Source organism: Ferrovibrio terrae (assembly GCF_943372915.1).
Taxonomy (GTDB): domain Bacteria; phylum Pseudomonadota; class Alphaproteobacteria; order Ferrovibrionales; family Ferrovibrionaceae; genus Ferrovibrio; species Ferrovibrio terrae_A.
Map to the genome: position 1 here is coordinate 48,122 of NZ_CALSAN010000012.1, position 22,974 is coordinate 71,095.

Below are 22,974 nucleotides of genomic sequence, written 5' to 3' on the forward strand. Positions count from 1 at the left end.
GGGCACAAGACCCGGCGCGTGACCATGCGGCATATCATGCCATATCTGTTGACCAGCCTGGCGCTTATCGGCGCCGGGCTGGCAGCCCATGTCGTCACCAGTTTGACGGCAGTGGTGGCGATATCGCTGTTTTTCGTGCCGGTCGTGCTGTTCTCCGCACTCGCCTTCGGTCTGTTTCCGGCGCTCTATGCGGTGGCCTGCACCATGGCCATCGCGGCTTTTTTCTTCTATCCGCCGATTTTCTCGCTCGCCGTTCACAGCTCCGTGCAGATGGTCGATCTGGCAATCTTCACCGGCGTTGCAGCGGTTGTCGGGCCCCTGGCGGATTGGGCGCGGCGCTCGGCCCGCAAGCTCAAGCAGCGTGAGACACGCCTGCACCAGCTTTATGAAGTCGGTCGCCATCTCGCTGCCGTGGCGGAGACCGCACAGATTCCCCAGGCCATCGCCGGGCAGGTGATGCGTGTTACAGGCCGGCCCTGTGCCATCCTGCTGACGGGAAGCGACGGCGCGCCGCAGGTGGCCGCGCTGGCTGGTGGCGCAAGCTTCGTCGGGACGGATCTGTCCGTTGCCGCCGGCCTATGGTCGAGCAGGCCGGCGATGGCGCCCCCGGATGGGGCAGGCAGTGCCTGGCAGATGCATGCGATCCGTCATGGCGAACAGCCGGTCGGCATTCTGGCTCTGCATGAAGCCAGTGCTGTCGTGGAACCGGTGTTCATGGCTGCACTGCTGGAGTTGATTGCCACAGCACTGGAGCGGATGCGCTTGGCCGAACGGAGCGAAATCGCCCGCATTGATGCCAAGGCCGACCAGCTGCGCGATGCGATCCTCAGTTCGATATCGCATGACCTGCGCACCCCGCTGGCTGCGATCCTCGGGTCCGCCTCCACCCTGGAAGGCTATGGTACCCTGTGCAGCGAGGCGGAACGGCAGGAACTGGCGGCGGCCATCCGCGAGGAGGCCGAGCGCCTGGAGCATTTCCTCGGCCGGTTGTTCGATCTGACCCGGATTCGTGCCGGGCGCCTGCATCCGGTGCTGGAACCGGTAGATCTTGTCGATGTCGTGGAGGCCGCGCTACGCCGCTGCCGTCCGCTGCTGGCGGGCCATGAAAGCCAGGTCGAACTGGCGCCGTCTTTGCCCCTGGTATTCAGCGATGCCATTCTGTTGCAGCAGGCGCTGGTCAATATTCTGGAGAATGCGGCAAAGTATGCCGCGCCGGGCACCATCATCCTGGTTGGTGCCTTCCACGCAGCCCACCATGTCGAGCTTTTTATTCGCGACAACGGGCGGGGCATGACTGCCGAGCAGAGCCGGCAGGTCTTCGATCATTTCTACCGCGCCACCGATCGGGCCGGCGAGCCCGGCGGCAGTGGACTTGGACTGACCATCAGCCGGGCCTTCATTGAAGCCTGCGGCGGGAGTATCGTCGCCGAAAGCGCGGGCCTGGGTCAGGGTACCACTATGCGGATCAAGCTGCCTCTGGCAGAAAGCACGGCTGATGGCGGCGATGAGCCTGGCAGTGGGAAACATGGAGTCGCGGCATGAGCAACGCCCGGACCATTCTTGTGGTTGACGACGAGAAGCAGATTCGCCGGTTCCTGCGCACGGGTCTGGCGGTCCACGGCTATGACGTGATCGAGGCCGAATCAGGCACCGAGGCATTGCGCCTGGCGCCCACAAAAGCGCCGGATTTGATGGTTCTCGACCTTCAGCTTGGCGACATGGATGGCCTGGATGTGCTGAAGCGTATCCGCGAATGGTCCTGGATGCCGGTGCTGATCCTGTCGGTGCGCGACCGTGAACTCGAGAAGGTGAAGGCCTTCGAGATGGGCGCCGATGACTATATCACCAAGCCCTTCGGCGTTGCCGAATTCGTAGCCCGCGTCAATGCACTGCTGCGCCGCATTCCGGAAGTGGCGGTTCAGCCGGTCTTCAGTGTCGGCGACCTCAGCATAGACATGGCCCGCAGGCAGGTTATGCGGGATGGCACCGAAGTCCGTCTGTCGCCGAAGGAATATGCGGTGCTGCAGCATCTGGCCCGTCACGCCGGAAAGGTGGTGACACACGGGCAGATGCTCAACGAGATCTGGGGGAGCGATCATGCCGAAGATGCGCACTATCTGCGCATCTTTATGCGCAAGTTACGCCAGAAAATCGAACGCGATCCCACCCAGCCGCGCTACATCGTCACGGAACTTGGCATTGGCTATCGCTTGCGCATGCAGGATCAACTCGAAGCCCTCGCGTAAACAAAAAGTATCATCGTGTAAACGTCCTGTATCCATCGCGCATATTTCGCCTCCACCAATGTCGGGGGATGTTTTTGACCTTGGTATAAGCCTTGGTATGTGCTCGATAACTTATGCTTCCCAGATCGGACTGCATGCGATCGCAGCCGCAATTCAATGGGAAGGAAACAGGCATGACTGCCACCTACGCCGACGACGCGCGGCTCGTCTCAAAGTCTGAAGAGCGCAAGGTCATCTTCGCGTCTTCGCTCGGTACCGTCTTCGAATGGTACGATTTTTATCTGTACGCCACGCTGGCACCGTTCTTTGCCTCGCTGTTCTTCCCGCCGGGCAACGAGACCGCAGCGCTGCTGTCGGCCTTTGCCACCTATGCCGCCGGCTTCCTGGTGCGCCCCTTCGGCGCCATCTTCTTTGGCCATATCGGCGACCTCGTCGGCCGCAAATACACCTTCCTTGTCACCATCCTTGTGATGGGCGGCTCCACTTTCGCCGTCGGCCTGTTGCCGACTTTCTCGGCGATCGGCTGGGCGGCGCCGTTCCTGCTGGTGGTTCTGCGTCTACTGCAGGGCCTGGCGCTCGGCGGTGAATATGGCGGTGCGGCCACCTATGTGGCGGAGCATGCGCCGAAGAACGGTCGTGGCTATTCCACGGCCTGGATCCAGACCACTGCGACGCTCGGTTTCTTCATGTCGCTGGCGGTGATCGGCTTCTGCCGCGTCACCATCGACGCCAAGACCTTCGCTGACTGGGGCTGGCGCATCCCGTTCCTGGTCTCCCTGGTCCTGCTCGCCTTCTCGGTCTACATCCGCATGAAGCTGAATGAATCGCCGGTCTTCAAGCGTATGAAGGAAGAGGGCAAGGGATCGGACCATCCAATCCGCGACAGCTTCTTCAAGTATCCGAACAACAAGTTCGTGTTGCTGGCACTGATCGGCGCTGTCGCGGGTCAGGGCGTGGTCTGGTACACCGGGCAGTTCTATGCCCTGTTCTTCCTCACCATCACGCTGAAGGTCGATTACCTGACGGCTTACACACTGATCGCGATATCGCTTCTGATGGGTACGCCGTTCTTCATCTTCTTCGGCTGGCTGTCTGACCGCATCGGCCGTCTGAAGATCATTCTGGCGGGTTGTCTGATCGCCGCCGTGACCTACTTCCCGCTCTTCTCGGCATTGACCCATTATGTCAATCCGGACCTGGAAGCCTTCCAGGCGAAGACCGAGATCGTGGTCACTGCGCCAGCGGACCAGTGCAACTTCCACATCTTCGTGGGTCCGTGGTCGAAGTTCACCGATTGCGACCGTGCCAAGGACTACATGACTAAGCTTGGTCTGTCGTTCAAGGCGGTCGATGGTGCTTCCGGTACTCCGGGTATCATCAAGATTGGTGACAAGGCCATTCCGATCGATAACTGGGTTGCCAACAAGGTGGCGGCGCAGGTCGATGCAGCCTTGGCCTCAGGCGGTTATCCGAAGTCGGCCGACCCGGCGAAGATCAATTGGACGATGACGCTCGCGATCCTCTTCGTCATGCTCATCTATGTCACCATGGTCTACGGCCCGATTGCGGCTTTCCTCGTCGAGCTGTTCCCGACCAAGATCCGCTACACCTCGATGTCGCTGCCGTATCATATCGGCAACGGCTGGTTCGGCGGCATGCTGCCTCTGGTGGCCACGGCGATGGTCGCCAGCAGCGGCAATATCTACAACGGTCTGTGGTATCCGATCGTTGTGGCGGTGATCACGGTGGTCATCGGTGCTCTGCTGCTGCGGGACAACAAGAACGCCGACCTGCACAACTAATCCGGATTGTGCCGGATACGGAAAGGGCCGCAGCGATGCGGCCCTTTTCTTTTATGCGGCCGGCGATCAGTCGGCAGCGTCGGGTTTGGCTGCCGCAGCCCGTTCCTGGTCCTGCAGCACGCGCCACAGGATTTTTCCGGTGGCCGATTTCGGCAGGGCTTCGGCGAATTCGATCACGCGTGGCACCTTGTAGGCGGCCATGCGTTCGCGGCACCAGGCCTGCACGGAGTCTGCCGTCAACTCGGTCGTGTCATCCCTGGGGATGATCACCGCCTTCACCGTTTCGCCGCGATGGGCATCGGCGGTGGCGATGATGCAGACCTCGCGAATCTGCGGATGCGCATACATCATCGCCTCGATCTCGCTGGGCCAGACCTTGTAGCCGGAAGCATTGATCATGCGCTTGAGCCGGTCGACCAGGAAGAAATAGCCTTCCTCGTCGTAATAACCCAGATCACCGGTGCGGAAGAACCGTTTGCCGTCGCGCTCGAAAAACACCTGCGCGGTTTCGTCGGGCCGGTTCCAGTAGCCGAGGAAAATCTGTGGCCCGGCGATGACGATCTCGCCGGTCTCGTTGGGGCCCAGTTCGTCCAGTGTATCGGGGTTGATGATGCGGGAATCGACATCGAATACCGGAATCCCCAGGCATTGCGGCTTCGGGCTGGTCACCGGATTGATATGGGTGGCGGCAATGGTCTCCGACAGGCCATAGCCTTCGATGTAATCCAGCCCGGTGAAATCCTTCAGCTTGGCGGCCACCGCCTTGGGCATCGGGGCGCCACCGCCGCCGATGCCGATCAGCGAGGACAGATCCCAGCTGCCGGACTCCGGATCGGAGAGGAAGTCGATGCACATGGTGGTGATATTGCGCCAATGCGTCACGCGATGGCGCCGGATCAGGTCGGCCGCCACCTTGCGGTCCCAGCGCGTCATCACCACCAGCGTGGCGCCATTGAACAGCGGCGCGTTCATCGAATTCTGCATGCCGGTGACATGGAACAGCGGCAGGGTCACCAGTTGCACCGATTCCGGCGTCGCCGGATTCCAGGCGATCGAACCGAACAGGGTGGCGGTGACGCCGCGGATGCTGTGCAGGCAGCCTTTCGGCGCGCCGGTGGTGCCCGAGGAATAGGGCAGCACACACCAGTCGTCATGGGTGGCGTGATGCGGCCCGGCTTGCAGGCTGCGCGCAAGCACATCCATCCAGGCGATGGCTGGTGTCTCCACCGGCAGGCGCGGTGCCATCACCACATCGGGCTGCTGGATGTCGGTCTGCTGGGTGACATAGTCGCTATAGGCGCCCACCACCGCATGCTTCAGTTCACTGCCGAGCAGCGGTTGCGCCGCGGCGAAAATCTCCTGTCCGCAGATCACCGTGCGCGCGCCGGTGTCGCGTGCGATATGGCGCAGTTCTTCCACCTTGCTCATCGGGTTGACCGGCACCACCACGGCGGTCAGCCGCTGGATGGCGTAATAGGCGATCACATACTGCGGGCTATTCTGCATATAGAGCAGCACGCGGTCGGTGCGCCGCACGCCGCAGACCTGCTCCAGATATCCGGCCAGCCGGTCGACATGGTCTTTCAGCTGCGCATAGGTCAGCGCCGTGCCGTAATAGAGGATCGCCGGCTTGGCCGGGTAGCGGCGGGCGGAAAGCTCCAGATTCTCATACAGGCTGGTGACCGGCAGCGTCAGATGCTTGGGCACGCCCTTGGGCCAGACCGCGTAATGCCGGTCGAACATCGGTTTCCTCCGTTTATGCGGGCATGCTCCGGCCTTTCGTCCCGGGATTCAATTGTGACCTTAGGGAAGGGGTGCGGACTTCAGTTGACGGCGAGCCAGAACAGGCGGATAATATTTGCAAATGCAAATAAATCCGTGTCGGGAGGATTCGGATATGAACTTTGCCCCCACTGCGCTCACTGCGGACGCGCTGCCCCATTGGGATGACGCCGGGTCCAGCCGGATTCCCTTCTGGGCCTATACCGATCCGGCGGTGTATCGCCGCGAGATCGAGCGGTTTTTCCACGGCAATGGCCATTGGTGCTATGTCGCGCTGGAAGCCGAGCTGCCCAAGCCCGGCGATTACAAGCTGTCGTATGTCGGCGAGCGCCAGGTCATCGTCGTGCGCGACCGTGACCAAAGCCTGCATGTGGTGGAAAACCGCTGTGCCCATCGTGGCGTGCGTTTCTGCCAGAAGCCGCGCGGCACCGCGCGCAGCTTCGTCTGCCCCTATCACCAGTGGACCTACAAGCTGAACGGCGACCTCGCCGGTCTGCCGTTCCGGCAGGGTGTGAAAAAGGACGATGGCGAAGTGCAGGGCGGCATGCCCGCCGATTTCGACCTCAAGCAGCATGGCCTGACCAAGCTGAAGGTCGCGACCTATAACGGGCTGGTGTTTGCCACCTTCGATCACGACGCGGCGAATTTCGAGGACTATATCGGCCCGGATGTGATGCCGTGGGTCAATCGCATTTTCGACGGCCGCAAGCTCACCATCCTTGGCACCAATCGCCAGCGCATTCCAGGCAACTGGAAGCTGATGATGGAAAACATCAAGGATCCCTATCACCCCGGTCTGCTGCACACCTGGTTCGTCACCTTCGGCCTGTGGCGCGCCGACCAGCAGTCGCGCATGGTGATGGACGAACACGGCCGCCATGCGGTGATGATCTCGCAACGCAATGCCGGTGGCGAGGCCAAGGCGGTCACCGAGGGCGTCACCAGCTTCAAGAAAGACATGGCGCTGAACGATACGCGCCTGCTGGATGTGGTGCCGGAATACTGGTGGAAGGGGCCGACGGTGACGATGATCACCCTGTTCCCCAGTGTGATCATCCAGCAGCAGGTGAATTCGCTGTCCACGCGTCATATCGTGCCGTCGGGACCAGACTCGTTCGATTTCATCTGGACCCATTTCGGCTTCGAGGAAGACGACGAAGAGATGACGCGCCGCCGTCTGCGTCAGGCCAACCTGTTCGGCCCGGCCGGCTTCGTCTCGGCCGATGATGGCGAGGTGATCGAATTCTCACAGGATGGCTTCCGCCAGAAGGGTGCCGATGGCGCCACCATCTGCGAGCTGGGTGGCAAGGATATCGCCCCGACCAACCACATGGTCACCGAGACGCTGATCCGCGGCATGTATGGCTACTGGCGCAAGGTGATGGAGCTATGAGCATCACCACCGCGCGCAAGGGCGCTGTCGGCCTCGCCATCCTCGAGGCGCAGTATCATGTCGACCAGTTCAATGCGGCTTACGGCGATATTCTGGATCGCGGCGACTATGCCGCCTGGGTCGATCTGTTCACCCAGGACTGTCTCTACAAGGTGATCCCGCGCGAGAACCACGACGCCGGTCTGCCTCTCTGCACCATGGCATTGGAAAGCCAGGGCATGCTGAAGGATCGCGCCTATGGCATCACCAACACGCTGTTCCATGCGCCCTATTACCAGCGCCATGTGATCGGTGTGGCGCAGGTGCTGACCGACAATGGCGTGGAGATCAAGGCAACGGCAAACTATGCCGTGTTCCGCACCAAGCCGGGCTCGGTTTCCGAGGTTTATAATGTCGGGCGCTATCTGGATGTTTTCCTGCGCACGCCGGACGGGCTGAAGCTGAAGGAACGGCTCTGCGTCTTCGACAGCGAACTGATCCTGAATTCGCTGATCTATCCGATCTAGACCACGCGGCTCTGCAGTTCTCCAGCCGCCGCCAGCAGCAGCGGCAGGAAGGTTTCACGCATCTGCTTCGGTGTTGCGCGTTCGATGCGGATGCCGATGTTCAGTGCCGCCACCGCGCGTCCGTCAAAGCGGCGCACCGGCACGGCCAGCGAACGGAAGCCCAGTTCGGCCTCCTGGTCCGACAGCGCATAGCCGTCTTTTGCTGCGCGGGCGATGATCGCGGCCAGTTCGCTTTTGTCCGTGACGGTTTTGGGCGTCAGCGCCTGTGGCTGCAACCTGTCGATCGCAGCCGGATTGCCGGCCAGCAGCACGCGGCCGAGCGCCGAGCAGAAGGCCGGCACCCGGAAGCCGATACCCGGCGCGGTCGAGAGAAACCGGGGTGGCGAGCTATGCGCCACCATGACGGCGAAGTCTCCGGCCAGCACGGCGGCCGAACAGGCCTCATCGGTCTCCTGGCAGAGCTTGTCGCAGGCGGCCTGCAGGGCCGCCGCATTGCCGGCAGAACCGAGATAGGCGCCGGCCAAGCCCATCACCTGCGGCGTCAGGCGGAACAGCTTGCCATCGCTCTCCAGGTATCCGAGCTGCTCCAGCGTATAGAGCGCGCGGCGCACCGTGGCGCGCGGCAGGTCGACCGCGCGCGACACATCGCTCAGCGTCATCTGCGGACGGCTGCCGTCAAAGGCGGTCAGGATGCTCAAGCCTCGCGCCAGCGCCTCGAGAAAATCCGGGCTGCGGCCGCTCTGGGCGCGTTTTTCGGCATCGGTATCACGCAGGCGGGTCATGGTTTCTCGTTGCCGTGCTCGATGAATGGAGTTAAAATCGCACATATGTTCGCTAGTCGGACATTCTCGGGCCTGTGGGAGGGTCCGTCAAGGCGGAATGACGAGGGACCAGCCATGACCACGCACGATCAGAATATGCGCATGACCCGGGTCGGCCCGGGCCAGCCGGCCGGCAAGCTGCTGCGCCGCTACTGGCAGCCGGTAGCGCTGATCGAGGAACTCGACGATCTGCGTCCGGTCCGTCCGCTCAAGCTGATGGGCCAGGATTTCGTGCTGTTCCGCGACGAGCAGGGCCGCTATGGCATGCTGGATCGCGACTGCCCGCATCGCGGCGCCGATCTGGCCTTTGGCCGGCCCGAAGATGGCGGCCTGCGCTGCCCCTTCCATGGCTGGCTGTTCGATGTGAAGGGCAACTGCCTGCAGATGCCGGCGGAGCCCGAAGGCAGCAAGCTGTGCCAGCGCATCAAGCAGAAAAGCTATCCGGTGCAACTGCGCAGCGGCATCCTGTTTGCCTATCTCGGCGAGGGCGAGCCGCCAGCATTTCCCGAGCTCGACTGTTTCGTGGCGCCAGACTCCCATGTCTTTGCCTTCAAGGGCCATATGGCCTGTAACTGGCTGCAGGCGCTGGAGGTTGGCATCGACCCGGCGCATGCCTCTTTCCTGCATCGCTTCTTCGAAGACGAAGACCCCAACGCCAATTACGGCCGGCAATTCCGCGCCAATTCGGCCGATTCAGACATGCCGATGACCCGCGTGCTGCGCGAATTCGAGCGGCCCAACATCGAGGTCGAGCGCACTGATTACGGCATGCGGCTGATCGCGCTGCGCGAGATTAACGATAAGAACACGCATGTGCGCGTGACAAACCTGCTGTTCCCGCAGGCCTTCAACATTCCGCTATCGGCCGAAATGACCATCACCCAGTGGCATATGCCGGTGGATGATGTGAACTGCTACTGGTTTGCCATCTTCACCAGCTTCGCCGGCCCGGTCGACAAGCAGCAGATGCGTGAACAGCGCCTGCAGCTCTATACGCTGCCGGATTACATCCCGCGCCTGAACAAGTCGAACGACTACGGCTTCAATGCGCTGGAGCAGAAGACCCAGACCTATACCGGCATGGGCAGCGACATCAACGTGCATGACCAGTGGGCGGTGGAAAGCCAGGGGCCGATCCAGGACCGCACCCGCGAGCATCTGGGCAGCACCGACAAGGCGATCATCAACTACCGTTCCATGCTGATGAAGGCAATCGACCAGGCGGAAACCGGCAACGAGCCGCCGCTGATGGTGCTGGACGCCAATGCCGCCAAGGCGATCCGCGGCCCGGTCACCATCGACGGCATTGCCCCCACCGCCACATGGCGGGCATACTGGCGCGAGGCCGATGCGCGTAAACGCGCGGCTGCGCCGTGGCAGGCTCCAGCAGTCCTCGCGGCTGAATAAACACCAGACAGTTTTTCTGCGGGGGATTTTCGTGGAGCGTTTCGTCGACCAGCACGGCCTGTGGACGCCGGAGCAGCACAAGGCTGCCAAAGCCGTGGAGAAGGAGGTCGCCGAGCGTGGCCTCGGTGTGATCCGTTTCTCATTTGCCGACCAGCACGGCATCCTGCGCGGCAAGACCGTGGTGGCCGAGGAACTCGGCAGCGCCATGCGCAGCGGCGTCGGCTTCACGACGACGCTGCTGGCGAAAGACACCTCGCATCGCACGGTCTTCCCGGTCTTCACCAAGGGCGGCGGTTTCGGTCTGCCCGAGATGCAGGGCGCCGCCGACGTGCTGATGGTGGCCGACCCGACGACATTTAAAGTTCTGCCCTGGGCGCCGCATACCGGCTGGCTGCTCTGCGACCTCTATTTCGCCGATGGCCGCCCGGTGCCCTTCTCGACGCGCCAGCTCTATCGTGATGCGCTGAAAAAAGTGAATGACACAGGCTACGACTATGTCGCCGGCCTGGAAGTCGAGTTCCATGTCTTCAAGCTGGAAGACCCGAAACTGCAGCCGGAAGATGCCGGCCAGCCCGGCAATCCGCCGCAGGTCAGCCTGCTGACGCAGGGCTACAACTATCTCACCGAACTGCGCTACGACCAGTATGACGCGATCTATGAAATCCTGCGCAAGGATATCCAGGCACTCGGCCTGCCGTTGCGCTCGATGGAAGTGGAATTCGGCCCCAGCCAGGCGGAATTCACCTTCCGCCCCGGCACCAATATGGAGTCGGCCGACACCATGGTGCTGTTCCGCTCGGCCGCCAAGCAGATCGCGCGGCGGCATGGCTATCACATCACCTTCATGTGCCGGCCCAAGCTGCCGAACATCTTCTCTTCCGGTTGGCACCTGCATCAGTCGCTGGTTGATCGCAAGACGCAGAAGAATGCCTTCATCCCGACCGAAGACGGCCAGCCGCTGTCACAGCTCGGCCGGCATTTCCTCGCCGGCCTGCTGGAGCATGCGCCGGCCTCGGCGGCTTTCGCCGCACCCACCATCAATGCCTATCGCCGCTATCGGCCATATTCGCTGGCGCCCGACCGTGCCATCTGGGGCAAGGACAATCGCGGCGTGATGTGTCGCGTGCTCGGCGCCAAGGGCGATCCGGCCAGCCGCATCGAAAATCGGCTCGGCGAGCCGGCCGCCAATCCCTATCTCTATATGGGCTCGCAGCTGCTGGCTGGTCTGGATGGCATGACGAACGCGAAAGAGCCGCCGCCGTCTGCCGATACGCCCTACGAGACGCCGGCTCCGGCCTTGCCGCGGTCGCTGGAGGGCGCGCTCGCCGCGCTGAAAGACAGCGCCTGCTACCGCGCCGGTTTCGGCGACACCTTTGTCGACTATTTTCTGCATATCAAGCAGGCCGAGATCGCGCGTTTCCTGCTGGAAGTCAGTGACTGGGAACATCGCGAGTATTTCGAGCTGTTCTGATGCCGATGCTCAGCCTGTTTCCCACCCGCATCGACGTCGCGCCGCTGAAAAAGCGCGGGCTCGACAGCTTCAACCGCGATCTCATCGATGTCTGCGAGTCCCTCCGTCTGGCCGACACCACCGGCCAGCGCTGGAGCGCCAAGCACTATCCGGGCGGCTATACCTCCTATGGCAGCCATGACCAGATGCATCGCATTTCCACGACCTTTGCGGCGCTGGAAAAGGCGCTCGATCCGCAGGTGAAGGCCTATGCGCTGGCGCTGGGTTACGACCTGCGCGGGCGCAAGCTGTCGATGACCGACTGCTGGGTCAACATGATGGCCGGCGCGGTGACGCATAACCTGCATCTGCATCCGCTCAGTTTCATCAGCGGTACCTATTACGTGCAGGTGCCGCGCGGGGCGGCGGCGATCAAGTTCGAGGATCCGCGGCTGGATCGGCTGATGGCCGCGCCGCCCCGGCGCGCCGATCTCGCACCGCGCGAACGCCTCCATTTCAGCGTGAAGCCGAAAGCCGGGCAGGTTGTGCTGTTCGAAAGCTGGCTGCGTCATGAGGTGCCGCCCAGTTTCACAGTGCAGGAGCGGATTTCGATCAGCTTCAATTACGGCTGGACCGCGCGCCAATAAATCGCGAACCAATCTGCACCAATGCGGACCAAGGCTTGACCTTGGCCACACCCGCGCCATCCTGATGCGGCACCGAAACCAGCCCGAAGATTCCCGCTCATGTCCGCTCTGTTCGAACCGCTGCAGCTCCGGTCCGTTACGCTGCCCAACCGCATCGTGCTGTCGCCGATGTGCCAGTACAGCGCCATCGACGGCGTGCCGAACAACTGGCATCGCATCCATCTCGGCCGCTATGCGACTGCGGGTCTCGGGCTCATCATGGCGGAAGCCACCCATGTGAATGCCGGGGGGCGTATCACCCCGGGCTGTCTGGGCCTGTATAATGCCGTGCAGGAGGCTGCATTCGGCGCGATTGCCGCCGATGTGAAGCAGTTTGGCCCGACACCGTTTGCCATCCAGCTCGCCCATGCCGGCCGCAAGGCCTCGGCCGATCTGCCCTGGCGCGGCGGCCATTCGCTGCAGGGCCCGCAGGCCTGGCTCACCGTGGCGCCGAGCGCCATTCCGCATGATGCCGGCTGGCATATCCCGCAGGAGCTGGATGACGAGGGGCTCGATGCGGTCAAGCGCGACTTTGTTTCGGCGGCAGGGCGCGCCGACCGCGCCGGCGTCGACCTGATCGAGCTGCATGGTGCCCATGGCTATCTGTTCCACCAGTTCATCTCGCCGATCTCCAACAAGCGAACCGACCGCTACGGCGGCAATGCGGAAAACCGCATGCGCTTCCCGCTTGAGGTATTCGAGGCGGTGCGCGCGGTCTGGCCGAAGCACAAGCCGCTTGGCATGCGCATCACCGGCAGCGACTGGGTGGCGGGCGAAGGGCTGGAGATCGATGATGCCATCGCCTTTGCTGCGCGCCTGAAGGAGCTTGGTGCCGATTTCGTCGATGTCAGCTCCGGCGGCGTGTCGCCGAAGCAGAAGATCGCCACCGGCCCCGGCTATCAGGTGCATTTCGCCGCCGCGGTGAAAAAAGCCACCGGCATCGTCACCATGACGGTTGGCCTGATCACCGAGCCACAGCAGGCCGAGGCGATTGTCAAAGAGGGCAAGGCCGATCTGGTGGCGATGGCCCGCGGCCTGCTCAACGATCCCTACTGGGCCTGGCGGGCGGCCGATGCGCTGCATGGCGAGGTACATGTCGCCCCGCAATACCTGCGCGGCCGGGCCCGTGGCGTCGATACGCCGCGCGAGATCGTGCTCAAGGCTGTGCGCTGAACAGGGCGCTGAACGGCCGCTGACGTAAGGGCCGTCACAGCAATCTTGTATCGGCACATTCCCGCGCTTGCCGGGAGGGCAACTTCGTCCTATCCATGACTCCAGGCCGCCGGATGGTCCGGCGGTCACGTTCTCAGGGCGGGGTGAAAGTCCCCACCGGCGGTATGCGGTCGGAACGATCTTCCGACGCGAGCCCGCGAGCGCCTCCCGGCTTTCATGCGGCCGGCAGGGTCCAGCAGATTCGGTGAAATGCCGAAGCCGACGGTTACAGTCCGGATGGAAGAGAGCGGTGAAGGACCATGCCGTGGCATGCGACGCCTGTCGTATGCCCATGGCGTGTCGCCGGTACCGTGCGCCCTGATTCTGATGGCAGGAAAGGACGCCACCATGAATCAGCGCCTAGAACCGAGTTTTCCCGAAATCCGTCTTGATACGACAGGCAAGGATGCCAGACGCGTTGCCTTCATCCAGGCCTGCTGGCATCGCGACATTGTCGATGAGGCCTGGGAGGCCTTCCTGCCCGAAATGGCCAAGGCCGGCCTGCGGCAGGGCAGCATCGATCGCTTCGAACTGCCCGGCGTGTTCGAAATCCCGCTGCAGGCCAAGCTGCTGGCGAAGAGCGGCCGCTATCATGCCATCGTCGCCGCCGGCTTCGTGGTCAATGGCGGCATCTATCGCCATGATTTCGTATCGGCGGCGGTGATCGATGGCCTGATGCAGGTGCAGCTGGAAACCGAAGTGCCGGTGCTCAGCTGCGTGCTGACGCCGCATCATTTCCATGAGCATGACGAGCATCGCGCCTTCTTCCGCGACCATTTCAAGGTCAAGGGCCGTGAGGTGGCGGTGGCCTGTGCCGCGACGCTGCGCAATATTGGCGCGCTGCAGAAGGCGGCGGCATAGTGTCTGAAGTGTCATGGCCGGGGCTGCCCGGCCATGACACTCTATGAGATATGGAGCTTTAGCCCCGTTTTATGAACTTCGCGATGCGGTCCACCGCGCCGTCCAGCTTGTCGGTGGTCTTGGCGAAGCAGAAGCGCACCACGCTGCGCACCTGGTCCTCGCTGTAGAATGCGCTGACCGGGATCGCCGCCACTTTCGCCTGCTCCACCAGCTTCAGGCAGAAGGCGGCATCGTCGATATCGTTGGCGATGGTGGAAAGATCGACATTGAGGAAATAGGTCGCCTGGCTCGGCAGCACAGTGAGGCCGGCTTCGGTCAGGCCCTTGGCAAAGCGGTCGCGCGCGGTCTGCAGGTCCTGGCGCATGCCGGCGAAATAGTCGTCGCTCTTTTCCAGGCCATAGGCCACCGCGGCCTGCAGGTTCGGCGGCGTGGTGAAGGTGACATACTGGTGTGCCTTGGCCAGCACCTTCATGATCGCCGGGGCGGCGCAGACAAATCCCACCTTCCAGCCGGTCAGCGAGAAGATCTTGCCGGCTGAGCCGATCTTGATGCAGCGCTCGCGCAGGTCCGGCAGGCCGATCAGCGGCTGATGCTGCTGACCATCGAACAGCACATGCTCCCACACCTCGTCGCAGATCGCGATGGCGTTGTACTTCACCAGGTAGCGGCCGAGCAGCTCGAGATCCTCGCGCGGAAACACGCTGGCGGTGGGGTTGAGCGGGTTGTTGAAGATCACGGCCTTGGTCTTCGGCGAGAAGGCAGCCTGCAGCGCGGCTTCATCGATGCGCCAGTGCGGCGGGCGCAGGGTGACGAATTTCGGCACGCCGCCGGCGCGCTTCACCAGCGGCAGATAGGCATCATACATCGGCTGGAACAGCACGACCTCATCGCCCGGCTCGATCAGCGCCAGCAGGCTGTCGGCCAGCGCCTCGGTGGCACCCGAGGTGATCATCACCTCGTTCTGCCAGTCGAGGCTGAGATTGTGAAAGCGCTTGTAATGTTCGGCCACCGCCTGACGCAGTTCTGGCAGGCCCATCATCGGCGGATACTGGTTCCAGCCCGACAGCACGGCCTGCGCCGCCTTGGCGCGCACGTCTTCCGGGCCGGGATCGTCGGGGAAGCCCTGGCCCAGATTGATCGCATCATGCTGGCCGGCGAGCCGCGACATGGTCTCGAAGATGGTGGTGGGCGCGTCGGCGAAGATCGGGTTCATCACAGATAATCCAGCGAAAGAGCGTAAATAGCTGCGGAAAATGCGGCCGCTGATGTAGCACGGCGGCCGCAGGCGCAACAGCCCTGGACCGTTAAAGCCGGCCTTCCGTATCCGCCTGGCGGAACACCCCGGCCAGGAAATCGACAAACACGCGCAGGCGCGGCGACAGCTGGCGATGGGCCGGATACACCGCCTGCACCGGCATCGGCGCCAGCCGCCAGGGACCGAGGATTTCGACCAGCCGGCCGGCCCGGATGTCGTCGAGCACGTGATAGCGCGGCACCTGCACGATGCCCAGCCCGGCGCGGCAGGCGGCGGCATAGGCATCGGCATCGTTCACCGCCACGGCGCTGGGCAGCATGTAGACGCGGTTCTCGCCGTCGATTGTGAAATCCAGCGATTCATGCCGCCCGCTGGCCAGCGAGATGTAGTTCACCGCGCGATGGCCGGTGTGCAGCTCGTCCGGATGCTGCGGGGTGCCGTGGCGGGCGAGATAGTCGGCACTGGCCACCGTCACCTGAACCAGGTCGGTCATGCGCCGCGCCACCATGCTGGAATCCGGCAATGGCCCGCTGCGCAGGCCGCAATCCATGCCTTCGCGGATCAGGTCGACCGGGCGGTCGCCGAAGCCGAGTTCCAGCCGGATCTCGGGATAGCGGGCAAAGAAATCCGGCAGGGCCGGAATGATGAAATGCCGCGCGATCGTGCCCTGCAGATGCGCGCGCAGCACCCCGCGCGGGCTGGTGGCCGACTGGCTGAACACCGCTTCGGTCTCATCCAGGTCGGCCAGCAGCCGGGTGCAGCGCTGGTAATAGGCCTCGCCATCCAGCGTGGTGCGCACGCTGCGGGTGGTGCGCTCCAGCAGCCGGGCCTTCAGCCGGGCTTCCAGCTGCTTGATCGCATGGGTGACGGTGGCGCGCGGCAGCTGCTGGTCGTCGGCGGCAGCGGTGAAGCTGCCAAGCTCGACAATCCGGGTGAACAGCCGCATGGCCTGAAAGCGGTCCATGGCTATTGTTTATATAAATTGAATAATAATGGCAATAATAGGTTATTTATTCCATTTACACAAAAGGGCATAGGCAGGGCATCCCAACCCAAGCAGGAGCCCTCCCATGACTACCCCCTCCCAAAAGGTCGCGATCGTCACCGGCGGATCGCGCGGCATCGGCGCCGCCATCAGCCAGGCGCTGGCCGCCAGTGGCCATGCTGTGGTGATCAACTATGCCAGCCGTAAGGTCGAGGCCGAGACGCTGGTGCTGCAGATCGCTGATGCCGGCGGCCGGGCAATCGCCGTGCAGGGCGATGTGGCTGATGCTGTGGCGATGACGGCGCTGTTCGATGCGGCCGAACAGGCTTTCGGCGGCGTCGATGTGCTAGTCGCCAATGCCGGCGTGCTGGATGCGCGCCTGCCGAAAATCGCCGACACGGCCGAAGCCGATTTCGACCGCATCTTCGCCATCAACGTGAAAGGCGTGTTCAACCTGATGCAATTGGCGGCCCGGCGGCTGCGCAATGGCGGCCGCATTGTCGCGCTGTCGTCCAGCGTGCTGGCGATGAACCTGCCGGGCTACGGCGTCTATGCCGCCAGCAAGGCCGCCGTCGAAACCCTGTCGCGTTTTCTGGCCCATGAACTGCGCGGCCGCCAGATCACGGTGAACACGGTGGCGCCGGGCCCGGTGGCGACCGAACTGTTCTTTGCCGGCAAGAGTGCGGAGCGCGTTGCGCAGCTGGCGAAAATCCCGCCGCTGGAGCGGCTGGGCCAGACTGACGACATCGCCCACGTGGTGGCGTTTCTCGCCAGTCCGGCCGGCGGCTGGATCAATGGCCAGCTGCTGCGCGCCAATGGTGGCGCGGTCTAGGGGATTTTGCGCAGGTGGCGCCGGCGCAGTAGCGCCAGCGTCACCGCGATGCCAAGCGAACAGGCGAGGCCGATGGCGAAGGCCGGTAGCGGGCCGATGCGTGGCCCGAGCACGGCTAGGCCGCCGAAAAACGGGACATGGCTGAGCAGGCCGATCTCGGTGGCGCGCAGGGCCGCACGAATGCCGCCTGCTTCCAGCCGCTGCGGCAGGAACCAGCAGACAGTGAGCAGCGCCACCGGGAAGGAGGCGAAAATACCGGCCACCGTCGGCCCGAGCAGATGCGCCAGACCGCTGACCGCAGCCACCAGCAGCCCGGCGGCGGTGCCGCGCAGGGCAATCTCGAACCATGGCGAGCGGCCGCGTGCGGCCGGCGCACTCATCGGCACATGACGGCCGGCCAGCCAGGCAATGAAGCCACAGGCAGCGAGAATGCCGAACGAGATCGCCAGCATCGGCGGCAGGCTGCGGATCACCATCCCGGTGGCGAACCAGGCGATCAGGCCGCCCAGCAGTGCCAGCGGCATCGCCACGCGGCCAACCAGCGCAATCACGCTGACCAGGAACAGCAGCACGGCGCCGAGGGTGGCGAGGCTGCCCAGCGCGGCCTGGGCGACGAAGCCGGCATCGTGATGCAGGATAATGAAGAGATAGGCCGGCGCGGTGACGATGGGCAGTGCCAGTACGATGCCGCCAATGAAGGGCGAGGCGCGTTCCATCAGCGCCACCACGCCGCCGACGAAACCGGCGGTGGCCAGTCCGCGGGCGGCGACGGCCAACAAAGCGAGATCCATTTCAGGCATGATCAGCGCGGCCCGGTATCGTCCGGCCCGCGGGGCGGCGTGCCCTGGCTGAGCCGCTGGGTCGGTGCCACCAGCTGATGGCCGCTGACCTCGGCGCCGGCATCAGCGGGCAGGCGCCAGAAGATGATCGCCGACAGGGCCGCGGTGACGCCCACGGTGAAGAAGGCCGGCATGAAGCTGTCGGCGCGGATCTGCTCGACGCCGCCGCCCAGGCTCACCGTGGCATGCAGCACCATGGCACCGACCGCCACGCCGGCCGACAGCGACAGTTGCTGCATCATCGAGGTGAAGCTGGTGGCGCGGCTCATGCGCTCGTTGGCGATATCGGCAATCGTCAGCGTGTTGGTGCTGGTGAACTGCAGCGAGCGGAAGAACCCGCCGAGCAGCAGCAGGCCCAGCATCACCGCATGCGGCGTGTCGGGCCGGAACAGGCCGCAGACGGCAATGAAAGCGCCGCAGAGCAGGCCGTTGCCGATCAGCACGCGGCGGAAACCGAAGCGGCGCAGGATCGGCCCGGCCGCCATCTTCATGGTCAGTGCGCCGGCCGCCGAGACGAAGGTGATCATGCCCGACTCAAAGGCCGAGAGGCCGAAGCCGAGCTGCAGCATCAGCGGCAGCAGAAACGGTAGCGCACCGACGCCGATGCGGAACAGGAAGGCGCCTGCCATGCCGGCGCGGAAGGTCGGCACCTTCAGCAGCGACAGGTCGATCAGCGGATGCGGATGACGGCGCGCATGACGCAGATACAGGCCGATGCCGATGGCGCCGACGATCAGCAGGCCGGCCACGGCCGCATCCGGCAGCAGGCCGCGGCCGATGGTCTCGAAACCGAAAACCAGGCCGCAGAGCCCGAAGGCCGACATCAGGAAGCCGCGCCAGTCGAGCGGCTTCACATTCTGCTCGCGGATGTTGGGAATGTAGAGCGTGACCAGGATGACGCCGAGCACGCCGATCGGCAGGTTGATCCAGAAGATCCAGCGCCAGGACAGGTAGGTGGTGAGGAAACCGCCGAGCGGAGGGCCGATCACCGGGCCGATCAGCGCCGGCACGGTCAGCCAGGTCACCGCGCGCACCAGTTCCGATTTCGGAATCGAGCGCAGCATCACCATGCGGCCGACCGGCACCATCATGGCGCCGCCCAGGCCCTGCAGCACGCGGGCCCCCACCAGGGTCCAGAAACTGTCGGCCAGGCCGCAGAGCAGGGAACCGATGCTGAAAACGATGATGGCGGCGCGGAAGACGGTGCGGGCACCGAAACGGTCGGCCACCCAGCCGCTGACCGGAATGAACACTGCCAGGCTGAACAGGTAAGACGTGATCGCGAGATTGAGCTTGAGCGGACTCTCGCCCAGCGAGGCCGCAATGCTGGGCAGTGCGGTGGCCAGCACGCTGGAGTCGAGATTCTCCATGAACAGCGCGCAGGCAACAATCAACGGAATCAGCATGGGGACGGAATCAGCATGGAGAAGGGCGGCCGGAACAGGGAGGGGAATTCTGCAGCAGGCAGTCTAGCAGGCGCCAGTATCGCCAGCATTGCCAAGGCTGCAAGCCTCGCATGAGTCACAGGCAGGGCACCTGCGGCGCATTGTCTCGTCAGGGCGAGTCACATGCGGCAATTCGCGCCTGCAGCATGGCATTGACCGCAATGCCGCCCCACAGTTTTCTTTGGCCGGACCCGCAAACCGCTCTAGACTGCCTTTTGGAGGATCTGCCGATGCAAGCCCTGCTCGATCCCGTCTTCCTGGCCCGGTTGCAGTTCGCCTTCACGGTCTCGTTTCATATCATCTTCCCGGCCTTCACCATTGGCCTTGCCAGCTATCTCGCCGTGCTGGAGGCGCTGTGGCTGGCGACCGGCCGTGCCGTCTACATGCAGGTCTTCAAATTCTGGGTGAAGATCTTTGCCGTCACCTTCGGCATGGGCGTCGTGTCGGGCATCGTGATGAGCTACCAGTTCGGCACCAACTGGGCGGTGTTTTCCGACAAGGCTGGTCCGATCATCGGCCCGCTGATGGGTTACGAGGTGATGTCGGCGTTTTTCCTCGAGGCCGGTTTCCTCGGTGTGATGCTGTTCGGCATGAAGCGCGTCGGCAAGGGACTGCATTTCTTTGCCACCGCCATGGTCGCCTTCGGCACCTTCCTCTCGGCCTTCTGGATTCTCGCGGTGAACAGCTGGATGCAGACGCCTGCCGGCTATGCCATCGCGCCGAACGGCCAGTTCGTGCCGGAAGACTGGCTGGCGGTGATCTTCAATCCGTCTTTCCCCTATCGCCTGGTGCATATGGTGCTGGCGGCCTATCTCACCACGGCATTCGTGGTCGGCGCCGTCGGCGCCTGGCATCTGCTGAAAGACAAAACCAATGCGCCGGCGCGCGTGATGTTCTCGATGGCGATGTGGATGGCCGCCATCGTAGCGCCGATCCAGATTGTGGCTGGCGACTTCCATGGCCTGAACACGCTGCAGCACCAGCCGGCCAAGATCGCCGCCATGGAAGGGCATTATGAAGCCAGCATCAAGGGCGCACCGCTCTATCTGTTCGGCCTGCCCGACAACGAGGCCGGCGAAACGAAATACGCCATCGGCATTCCAAAACTCGGCAGCCTGATCCTGACCCATGACTGGGAGGGCGAGTTGAAGGGCCTGAAGGCCTTCCCGCGCGAGGACTGGCCGCCGACGCCGGTGGTGTTCTGGAGTTTCCGCATCATGGTGGGGCTCGGCATGCTGATGGCGGCACTCGGCCTGGTCAGCCTGGTGATGCGCATCGGGGATCGCATCTATAGCAGCAGCCTGTTGCATCGCGCGGCCTTGCTGATGGGGCCGAGCGGCTTTATCGCCGTGCTGGCCGGCTGGGTCACCACCGAGGTCGGCCGCCAGCCCTACACGATCTACGGTCTGCTGCGCACGGTCGACTCCGTGTCGCCGATCGGCCTGCCCGGTGTTTCGGCTTCGCTGATCGCCTTCATCATTGTCTATTTCATCGTCTTCGGCGCCGGCGTGTTCTACCTGCTGCGCCTGATGGGCAAGGTGCCCGGTGCGGCACCGGATGAACCGCTGGCTGATGCGCCCCTGCGCAGCGCCGGCATCGTGCCCGGTCCAGCGCAGCTTGGCCCGGCCATGCAGCACGGAGACAGGCCATGACCCTTGATCTTCCGTTCATCTGGGCTGGCCTGATCGCATTTGCCGTGCTGGCCTATGTGGTGCTGGACGGCTTCGACCTCGGCATCGGCATGCTGTTCCCGCTGTTTAAAAAAGAACGCGAGCGCGACGTACTGATGAATTCGGTCGCGCCGGTCTGGGATGGCAACGAGACCTGGCTGGTGCTGGGCGGCGGCGGCCTGCTGGCGGCCTTCCCGCTCGCTTATGCGGTGATCCTGCCGGCGCTCTATGCGCCGCTCACCGTGATGCTGCTGGGTCTGATCTTCCGCGGCGTGGCGTTTGAATTCCGCTGGCGCACGGTGCGCTGGAAGCCGGTCTGGGACTGGAGCTTCGCGCTCGGTTCGCTGGCCGCCAGTTTCATGCAGGGCATCGCGCTCGGCGGCCTGATCCAGGGCATCAAGGTGGCCGACCGCGCCTATGCCGGCGGCTGGTGGGACTGGCTCACACCGTTCAGCATCCTGACCGGCATTGCCGTGGTGGTGGGCTACACCCTGCTCGGCGCCTGCTGGCTGGTGATCAAGACCGAGGGCGACATCCAGAACCGCTGCTACGATCTTGGCCGCAAGCTCAGCATCGCGCTGGTGGTGCTGATCGGTCTGGTCAGCCTGTGGACACCCTTCCTCGGCGAGCAGTTCCTGTCGCGCTGGTTCTCCTGGCCCAATATTGCGCTCACCGCGCCGATGCCGATCCTGGTGTTGATCGCCGCCGGTGCCCTGTGGCGCGGCCTGCATGACTACAGCCGGCCGGCGCAGCCTTTCCTCTCGGCGCTTGCGCTATTCGTGCTGTCGTATATCGGGCTCGGCATCAGCTTCTGGCCGTTGATGGTGCCGCCATCCATCACCTTCTACGACGCGGCGGCCCCCGATGCCTCGCTCGGCTTCCTGCTGGTCGGTGCGGCGATCCTGCTGCCGGTGATTCTCGCCTACACTGCCTATGCCTATTACGTCTTCCGCGGCAAGGTCGACCCCGATGCCCACTACCACTGAGCAAAGACCGGTCTGGCAAAGACTGCTGTGGTTCGTCGCCCTATGGGCGGGCGGGGTGCTGGCCGTTGCCGCCATCGGCTACGCGATCAAGCTGGCGCTCCGGAACTGACGCCGGCACCCAGCCGCAGGCCGTGAGAGCGGCGCGCATATGCGGTGGCGGTTCGGCCGTCACCGTGACCGATGCGCGCGAGGGATACAGCGGCAGGGTGATGGCGCGACTCTGCAGGTGCAGCACCAGCGGTTTTTCCAGCGCCGCATCGCCATATTGCGTATCGCCCAGCAGCGGCGCGCCCAGCGATGCCAGATGCACGCGGATCTGATGCGTGCGGCCGGTGCGCGGATGGCATTCGATCCAGCACAGGCCATCGGGCGCGGTGCCCAGCACGCGATAATCGGTCACGGCATGCTGGCCATCCTCGTCGATCGCCATATGCCAGCCGCCGCTTTTGGTGCTCAGTTTTTTCAGCGGCGCATCGACACGGCCCTCGGCCTGCGCCGGCGCATGGCGCGCCACCGCCCAGTAGGTCTTGTCCACCTTGCCGTCCTGAAACAGTTTGCCCAGCTTGCGCAGCGCCTTGGGGTGGCGGCCCAGCACCAGACAGCCAGAGGTATCGCGGTCCAGCCGGTGCGCCAGCGACGGTGCCTTGGGCAGGCCGAAGCGCAGCCAGTTCAGATGGCGCTCCAGATTGTCGCCACCGCCCGGGCCGGCATGCACCGGCAGGCCGGCCGGCTTGTCGATCACCAGCATCAGGCCGTCGCGGTACAACAGGCGCTGTTCAAGCTCTGCGGCATTCAT

20 protein-coding genes and 1 riboswitch are annotated in these 22,974 nt (G+C 63.8%); of the genes, 13 read left to right on the top strand and 7 right to left on the bottom strand.

The features are described 5' to 3' along the window. The first annotated feature begins 36 nt into the window (after positions 1 to 36). The 3 genes from AAG821_RS10410 (at position 37) to AAG821_RS10420 (ending at position 4,048) form a co-directional block, all read left to right on the top strand. Entirely contained in the window at positions 37 to 1,542 is a 1,506-nt protein-coding gene (locus AAG821_RS10410; protein ID WP_341911297.1) for an ATP-binding protein, read from the top strand. Further along, positions 1,539 to 2,246, top strand: a complete 708-nt coding sequence (locus AAG821_RS10415; protein ID WP_341911295.1) for a response regulator transcription factor — start codon at positions 1,539 to 1,541, stop codon at positions 2,244 to 2,246. The genes AAG821_RS10410 and AAG821_RS10415 overlap by 4 nt, the downstream gene beginning before the upstream one ends. Positions 2,247 to 2,419: 173 nt before the next feature. Then, positions 2,420 to 4,048, top strand: coding sequence for an MFS transporter (locus AAG821_RS10420; protein WP_341911293.1), 1,629 nt, complete (start codon positions 2,420 to 2,422; stop codon positions 4,046 to 4,048). Between the two features lie 66 nt (positions 4,049 to 4,114). Here the strand turns inward: AAG821_RS10420 and AAG821_RS10425 are convergent, their stop codons facing one another. Then, positions 4,115 to 5,791, bottom strand: coding sequence for a long-chain-fatty-acid--CoA ligase (locus AAG821_RS10425; RefSeq protein ID WP_341911291.1), 1,677 nt, complete (start codon positions 5,789 to 5,791; stop codon positions 4,115 to 4,117). Positions 5,792 to 5,945: 154 nt separating this feature from the next. On the opposite strand from AAG821_RS10425, the gene AAG821_RS10430 reads away from it, so the two are divergent. Both AAG821_RS10430 and AAG821_RS10435 read left to right on the top strand, forming a co-directional pair. Further along, on the top strand, positions 5,946 to 7,223 hold the full coding sequence (locus tag AAG821_RS10430; protein ID WP_341911289.1) for an aromatic ring-hydroxylating dioxygenase subunit alpha: 1,278 nt from the start codon (positions 5,946 to 5,948) through the stop codon (positions 7,221 to 7,223). After that, positions 7,220 to 7,729 carry an aromatic-ring-hydroxylating dioxygenase subunit beta gene (locus AAG821_RS10435; protein WP_341911288.1) on the top strand — a complete coding sequence of 170 codons (510 nt, stop codon included), beginning with the start codon at positions 7,220 to 7,222 and terminating at the stop codon, positions 7,727 to 7,729. The genes AAG821_RS10430 and AAG821_RS10435 overlap by 4 nt, the downstream gene beginning before the upstream one ends. On the opposite strand, the gene AAG821_RS10440 is transcribed toward AAG821_RS10435, so the two are convergent. Then, complete coding sequence (locus tag AAG821_RS10440; RefSeq protein ID WP_341911287.1) at positions 7,726 to 8,511, bottom strand: IclR family transcriptional regulator C-terminal domain-containing protein; 786 nt, start codon at positions 8,509 to 8,511, stop codon at positions 7,726 to 7,728. The genes AAG821_RS10435 and AAG821_RS10440 overlap by 4 nt on opposite strands. A 114-nt stretch (positions 8,512 to 8,625) precedes the next feature. On the opposite strand from AAG821_RS10440, the gene AAG821_RS10445 reads away from it, so the two are divergent. The 5 genes from AAG821_RS10445 to AAG821_RS10465 all read left to right on the top strand — a co-directional run bounded on the left by AAG821_RS10445 (position 8,626) and on the right by AAG821_RS10465 (position 14,166). Next, complete coding sequence (locus AAG821_RS10445) at positions 8,626 to 9,957, top strand: aromatic ring-hydroxylating dioxygenase subunit alpha (protein WP_341911285.1); 1,332 nt, start codon at positions 8,626 to 8,628, stop codon at positions 9,955 to 9,957. 31 nt (positions 9,958 to 9,988) lie between these two features. Beyond that, on the top strand, positions 9,989 to 11,428 hold the full coding sequence (locus tag AAG821_RS10450) for a glutamine synthetase family protein (RefSeq protein ID WP_341911284.1): 1,440 nt from the start codon (positions 9,989 to 9,991) through the stop codon (positions 11,426 to 11,428). Continuing rightward, positions 11,428 to 12,054, top strand: coding sequence for a TIGR02466 family protein (locus AAG821_RS10455; RefSeq protein WP_341911283.1), 627 nt, complete (start codon positions 11,428 to 11,430; stop codon positions 12,052 to 12,054). The genes AAG821_RS10450 and AAG821_RS10455 overlap by 1 nt, the downstream gene beginning before the upstream one ends. Positions 12,055 to 12,153: 99 nt before the next feature. Next, entirely contained in the window at positions 12,154 to 13,266 is a 1,113-nt protein-coding gene (locus AAG821_RS10460; RefSeq protein ID WP_341911280.1) for an NADH:flavin oxidoreductase/NADH oxidase, read from the top strand. Positions 13,267 to 13,391: 125 nt separating this feature from the next. After that, positions 13,392 to 13,558: riboswitch (FMN riboswitch) on the top strand. Positions 13,559 to 13,653: 95 nt separating this feature from the next. Then, positions 13,654 to 14,166 carry a 6,7-dimethyl-8-ribityllumazine synthase gene (locus tag AAG821_RS10465; RefSeq protein WP_341911278.1) on the top strand — a complete coding sequence of 171 codons (513 nt, stop codon included), beginning with the start codon at positions 13,654 to 13,656 and terminating at the stop codon, positions 14,164 to 14,166. Between the two features lie 58 nt (positions 14,167 to 14,224). On the opposite strand, the gene AAG821_RS10470 is transcribed toward AAG821_RS10465, so the two are convergent. Then, positions 14,225 to 15,379, bottom strand: a complete 1,155-nt coding sequence (locus AAG821_RS10470; protein WP_341911276.1) for an aminotransferase — start codon at positions 15,377 to 15,379, stop codon at positions 14,225 to 14,227. Between the two features lie 91 nt (positions 15,380 to 15,470). Further along, on the bottom strand, positions 15,471 to 16,385 hold the full coding sequence (locus AAG821_RS10475) for a LysR family transcriptional regulator (RefSeq protein ID WP_341911274.1): 915 nt from the start codon (positions 16,383 to 16,385) through the stop codon (positions 15,471 to 15,473). A gap of 106 nt (positions 16,386 to 16,491) precedes the next feature. On the opposite strand from AAG821_RS10475, the gene AAG821_RS10480 reads away from it, so the two are divergent. Further along, complete coding sequence (locus tag AAG821_RS10480) at positions 16,492 to 17,238, top strand: SDR family oxidoreductase (protein ID WP_341911272.1); 747 nt, start codon at positions 16,492 to 16,494, stop codon at positions 17,236 to 17,238. Here AAG821_RS10480 and AAG821_RS10485 read toward each other — a convergent pair. Both AAG821_RS10485 and AAG821_RS10490 read right to left on the bottom strand, forming a co-directional pair. Beyond that, entirely contained in the window at positions 17,235 to 18,029 is a 795-nt protein-coding gene (locus tag AAG821_RS10485; RefSeq protein WP_341911270.1) for a hypothetical protein, read from the bottom strand. The two genes, AAG821_RS10480 and AAG821_RS10485, sit on opposite strands and share 4 nt — an antisense overlap. An 11-nt stretch (positions 18,030 to 18,040) precedes the next feature. Continuing rightward, entirely contained in the window at positions 18,041 to 19,483 is a 1,443-nt protein-coding gene (locus AAG821_RS10490) for a DHA2 family efflux MFS transporter permease subunit (RefSeq protein ID WP_341911268.1), read from the bottom strand. 269 nt (positions 19,484 to 19,752) lie between these two features. Between AAG821_RS10490 and AAG821_RS10495 the strand changes: the two genes are divergently transcribed. Beyond that, on the top strand, positions 19,753 to 21,174 hold the full coding sequence (locus AAG821_RS10495) for a cytochrome ubiquinol oxidase subunit I (RefSeq protein WP_341911266.1): 1,422 nt from the start codon (positions 19,753 to 19,755) through the stop codon (positions 21,172 to 21,174). Continuing rightward, entirely contained in the window at positions 21,171 to 22,178 is a 1,008-nt protein-coding gene (gene cydB / locus AAG821_RS10500; RefSeq protein WP_341911264.1) for a cytochrome d ubiquinol oxidase subunit II, read from the top strand. Before AAG821_RS10495 ends, cydB begins: the two co-directional genes overlap by 4 nt. A 40-nt stretch (positions 22,179 to 22,218) precedes the next feature. Here the strand turns inward: cydB and AAG821_RS10505 are convergent, their stop codons facing one another. Further along, on the bottom strand, positions 22,219 to 22,974 hold the full coding sequence (locus AAG821_RS10505; RefSeq protein WP_341911262.1) for an RluA family pseudouridine synthase: 756 nt from the start codon (positions 22,972 to 22,974) through the stop codon (positions 22,219 to 22,221).

Coding starts and splice junctions, on each gene's coding strand:
- AAG821_RS10410 (WP_341911297.1), top strand. CDS start 37: ATGCCATATCTGTTGACCAGCCTGGCGCTTATCGGCGCCGGGCTGGCA.
- AAG821_RS10415 (WP_341911295.1), top strand. CDS start 1,539: ATGAGCAACGCCCGGACCATTCTTGTGGTTGACGACGAGAAGCAGATT.
- AAG821_RS10420 (WP_341911293.1), top strand. CDS start 2,420: ATGACTGCCACCTACGCCGACGACGCGCGGCTCGTCTCAAAGTCTGAA.
- AAG821_RS10425 (WP_341911291.1), bottom strand. CDS start 5,791: ATGTTCGACCGGCATTACGCGGTCTGGCCCAAGGGCGTGCCCAAGCAT.
- AAG821_RS10430 (WP_341911289.1), top strand. CDS start 5,946: ATGAACTTTGCCCCCACTGCGCTCACTGCGGACGCGCTGCCCCATTGG.
- AAG821_RS10435 (WP_341911288.1), top strand. CDS start 7,220: ATGAGCATCACCACCGCGCGCAAGGGCGCTGTCGGCCTCGCCATCCTC.
- AAG821_RS10440 (WP_341911287.1), bottom strand. CDS start 8,511: ATGACCCGCCTGCGTGATACCGATGCCGAAAAACGCGCCCAGAGCGGC.
- AAG821_RS10445 (WP_341911285.1), top strand. CDS start 8,626: ATGACCACGCACGATCAGAATATGCGCATGACCCGGGTCGGCCCGGGC.
- AAG821_RS10455 (WP_341911283.1), top strand. CDS start 11,428: ATGCCGATGCTCAGCCTGTTTCCCACCCGCATCGACGTCGCGCCGCTG.
- AAG821_RS10460 (WP_341911280.1), top strand. CDS start 12,154: ATGTCCGCTCTGTTCGAACCGCTGCAGCTCCGGTCCGTTACGCTGCCC.
- AAG821_RS10465 (WP_341911278.1), top strand. CDS start 13,654: ATGAATCAGCGCCTAGAACCGAGTTTTCCCGAAATCCGTCTTGATACG.
- AAG821_RS10470 (WP_341911276.1), bottom strand. CDS start 15,379: ATGAACCCGATCTTCGCCGACGCGCCCACCACCATCTTCGAGACCATG.
- AAG821_RS10475 (WP_341911274.1), bottom strand. CDS start 16,385: ATGGACCGCTTTCAGGCCATGCGGCTGTTCACCCGGATTGTCGAGCTT.
- AAG821_RS10480 (WP_341911272.1), top strand. CDS start 16,492: ATGACTACCCCCTCCCAAAAGGTCGCGATCGTCACCGGCGGATCGCGC.
- AAG821_RS10485 (WP_341911270.1), bottom strand. CDS start 18,029: ATGGATCTCGCTTTGTTGGCCGTCGCCGCCCGCGGACTGGCCACCGCC.
- AAG821_RS10490 (WP_341911268.1), bottom strand. CDS start 19,483: ATGCTGATTCCGTTGATTGTTGCCTGCGCGCTGTTCATGGAGAATCTC.
- AAG821_RS10495 (WP_341911266.1), top strand. CDS start 19,753: ATGCAAGCCCTGCTCGATCCCGTCTTCCTGGCCCGGTTGCAGTTCGCC.
- cydB (WP_341911264.1), top strand. CDS start 21,171: ATGACCCTTGATCTTCCGTTCATCTGGGCTGGCCTGATCGCATTTGCC.
- AAG821_RS10505 (WP_341911262.1), bottom strand. CDS start 22,974: ATGAATGCCGCAGAGCTTGAACAGCGCCTGTTGTACCGCGACGGCCTG.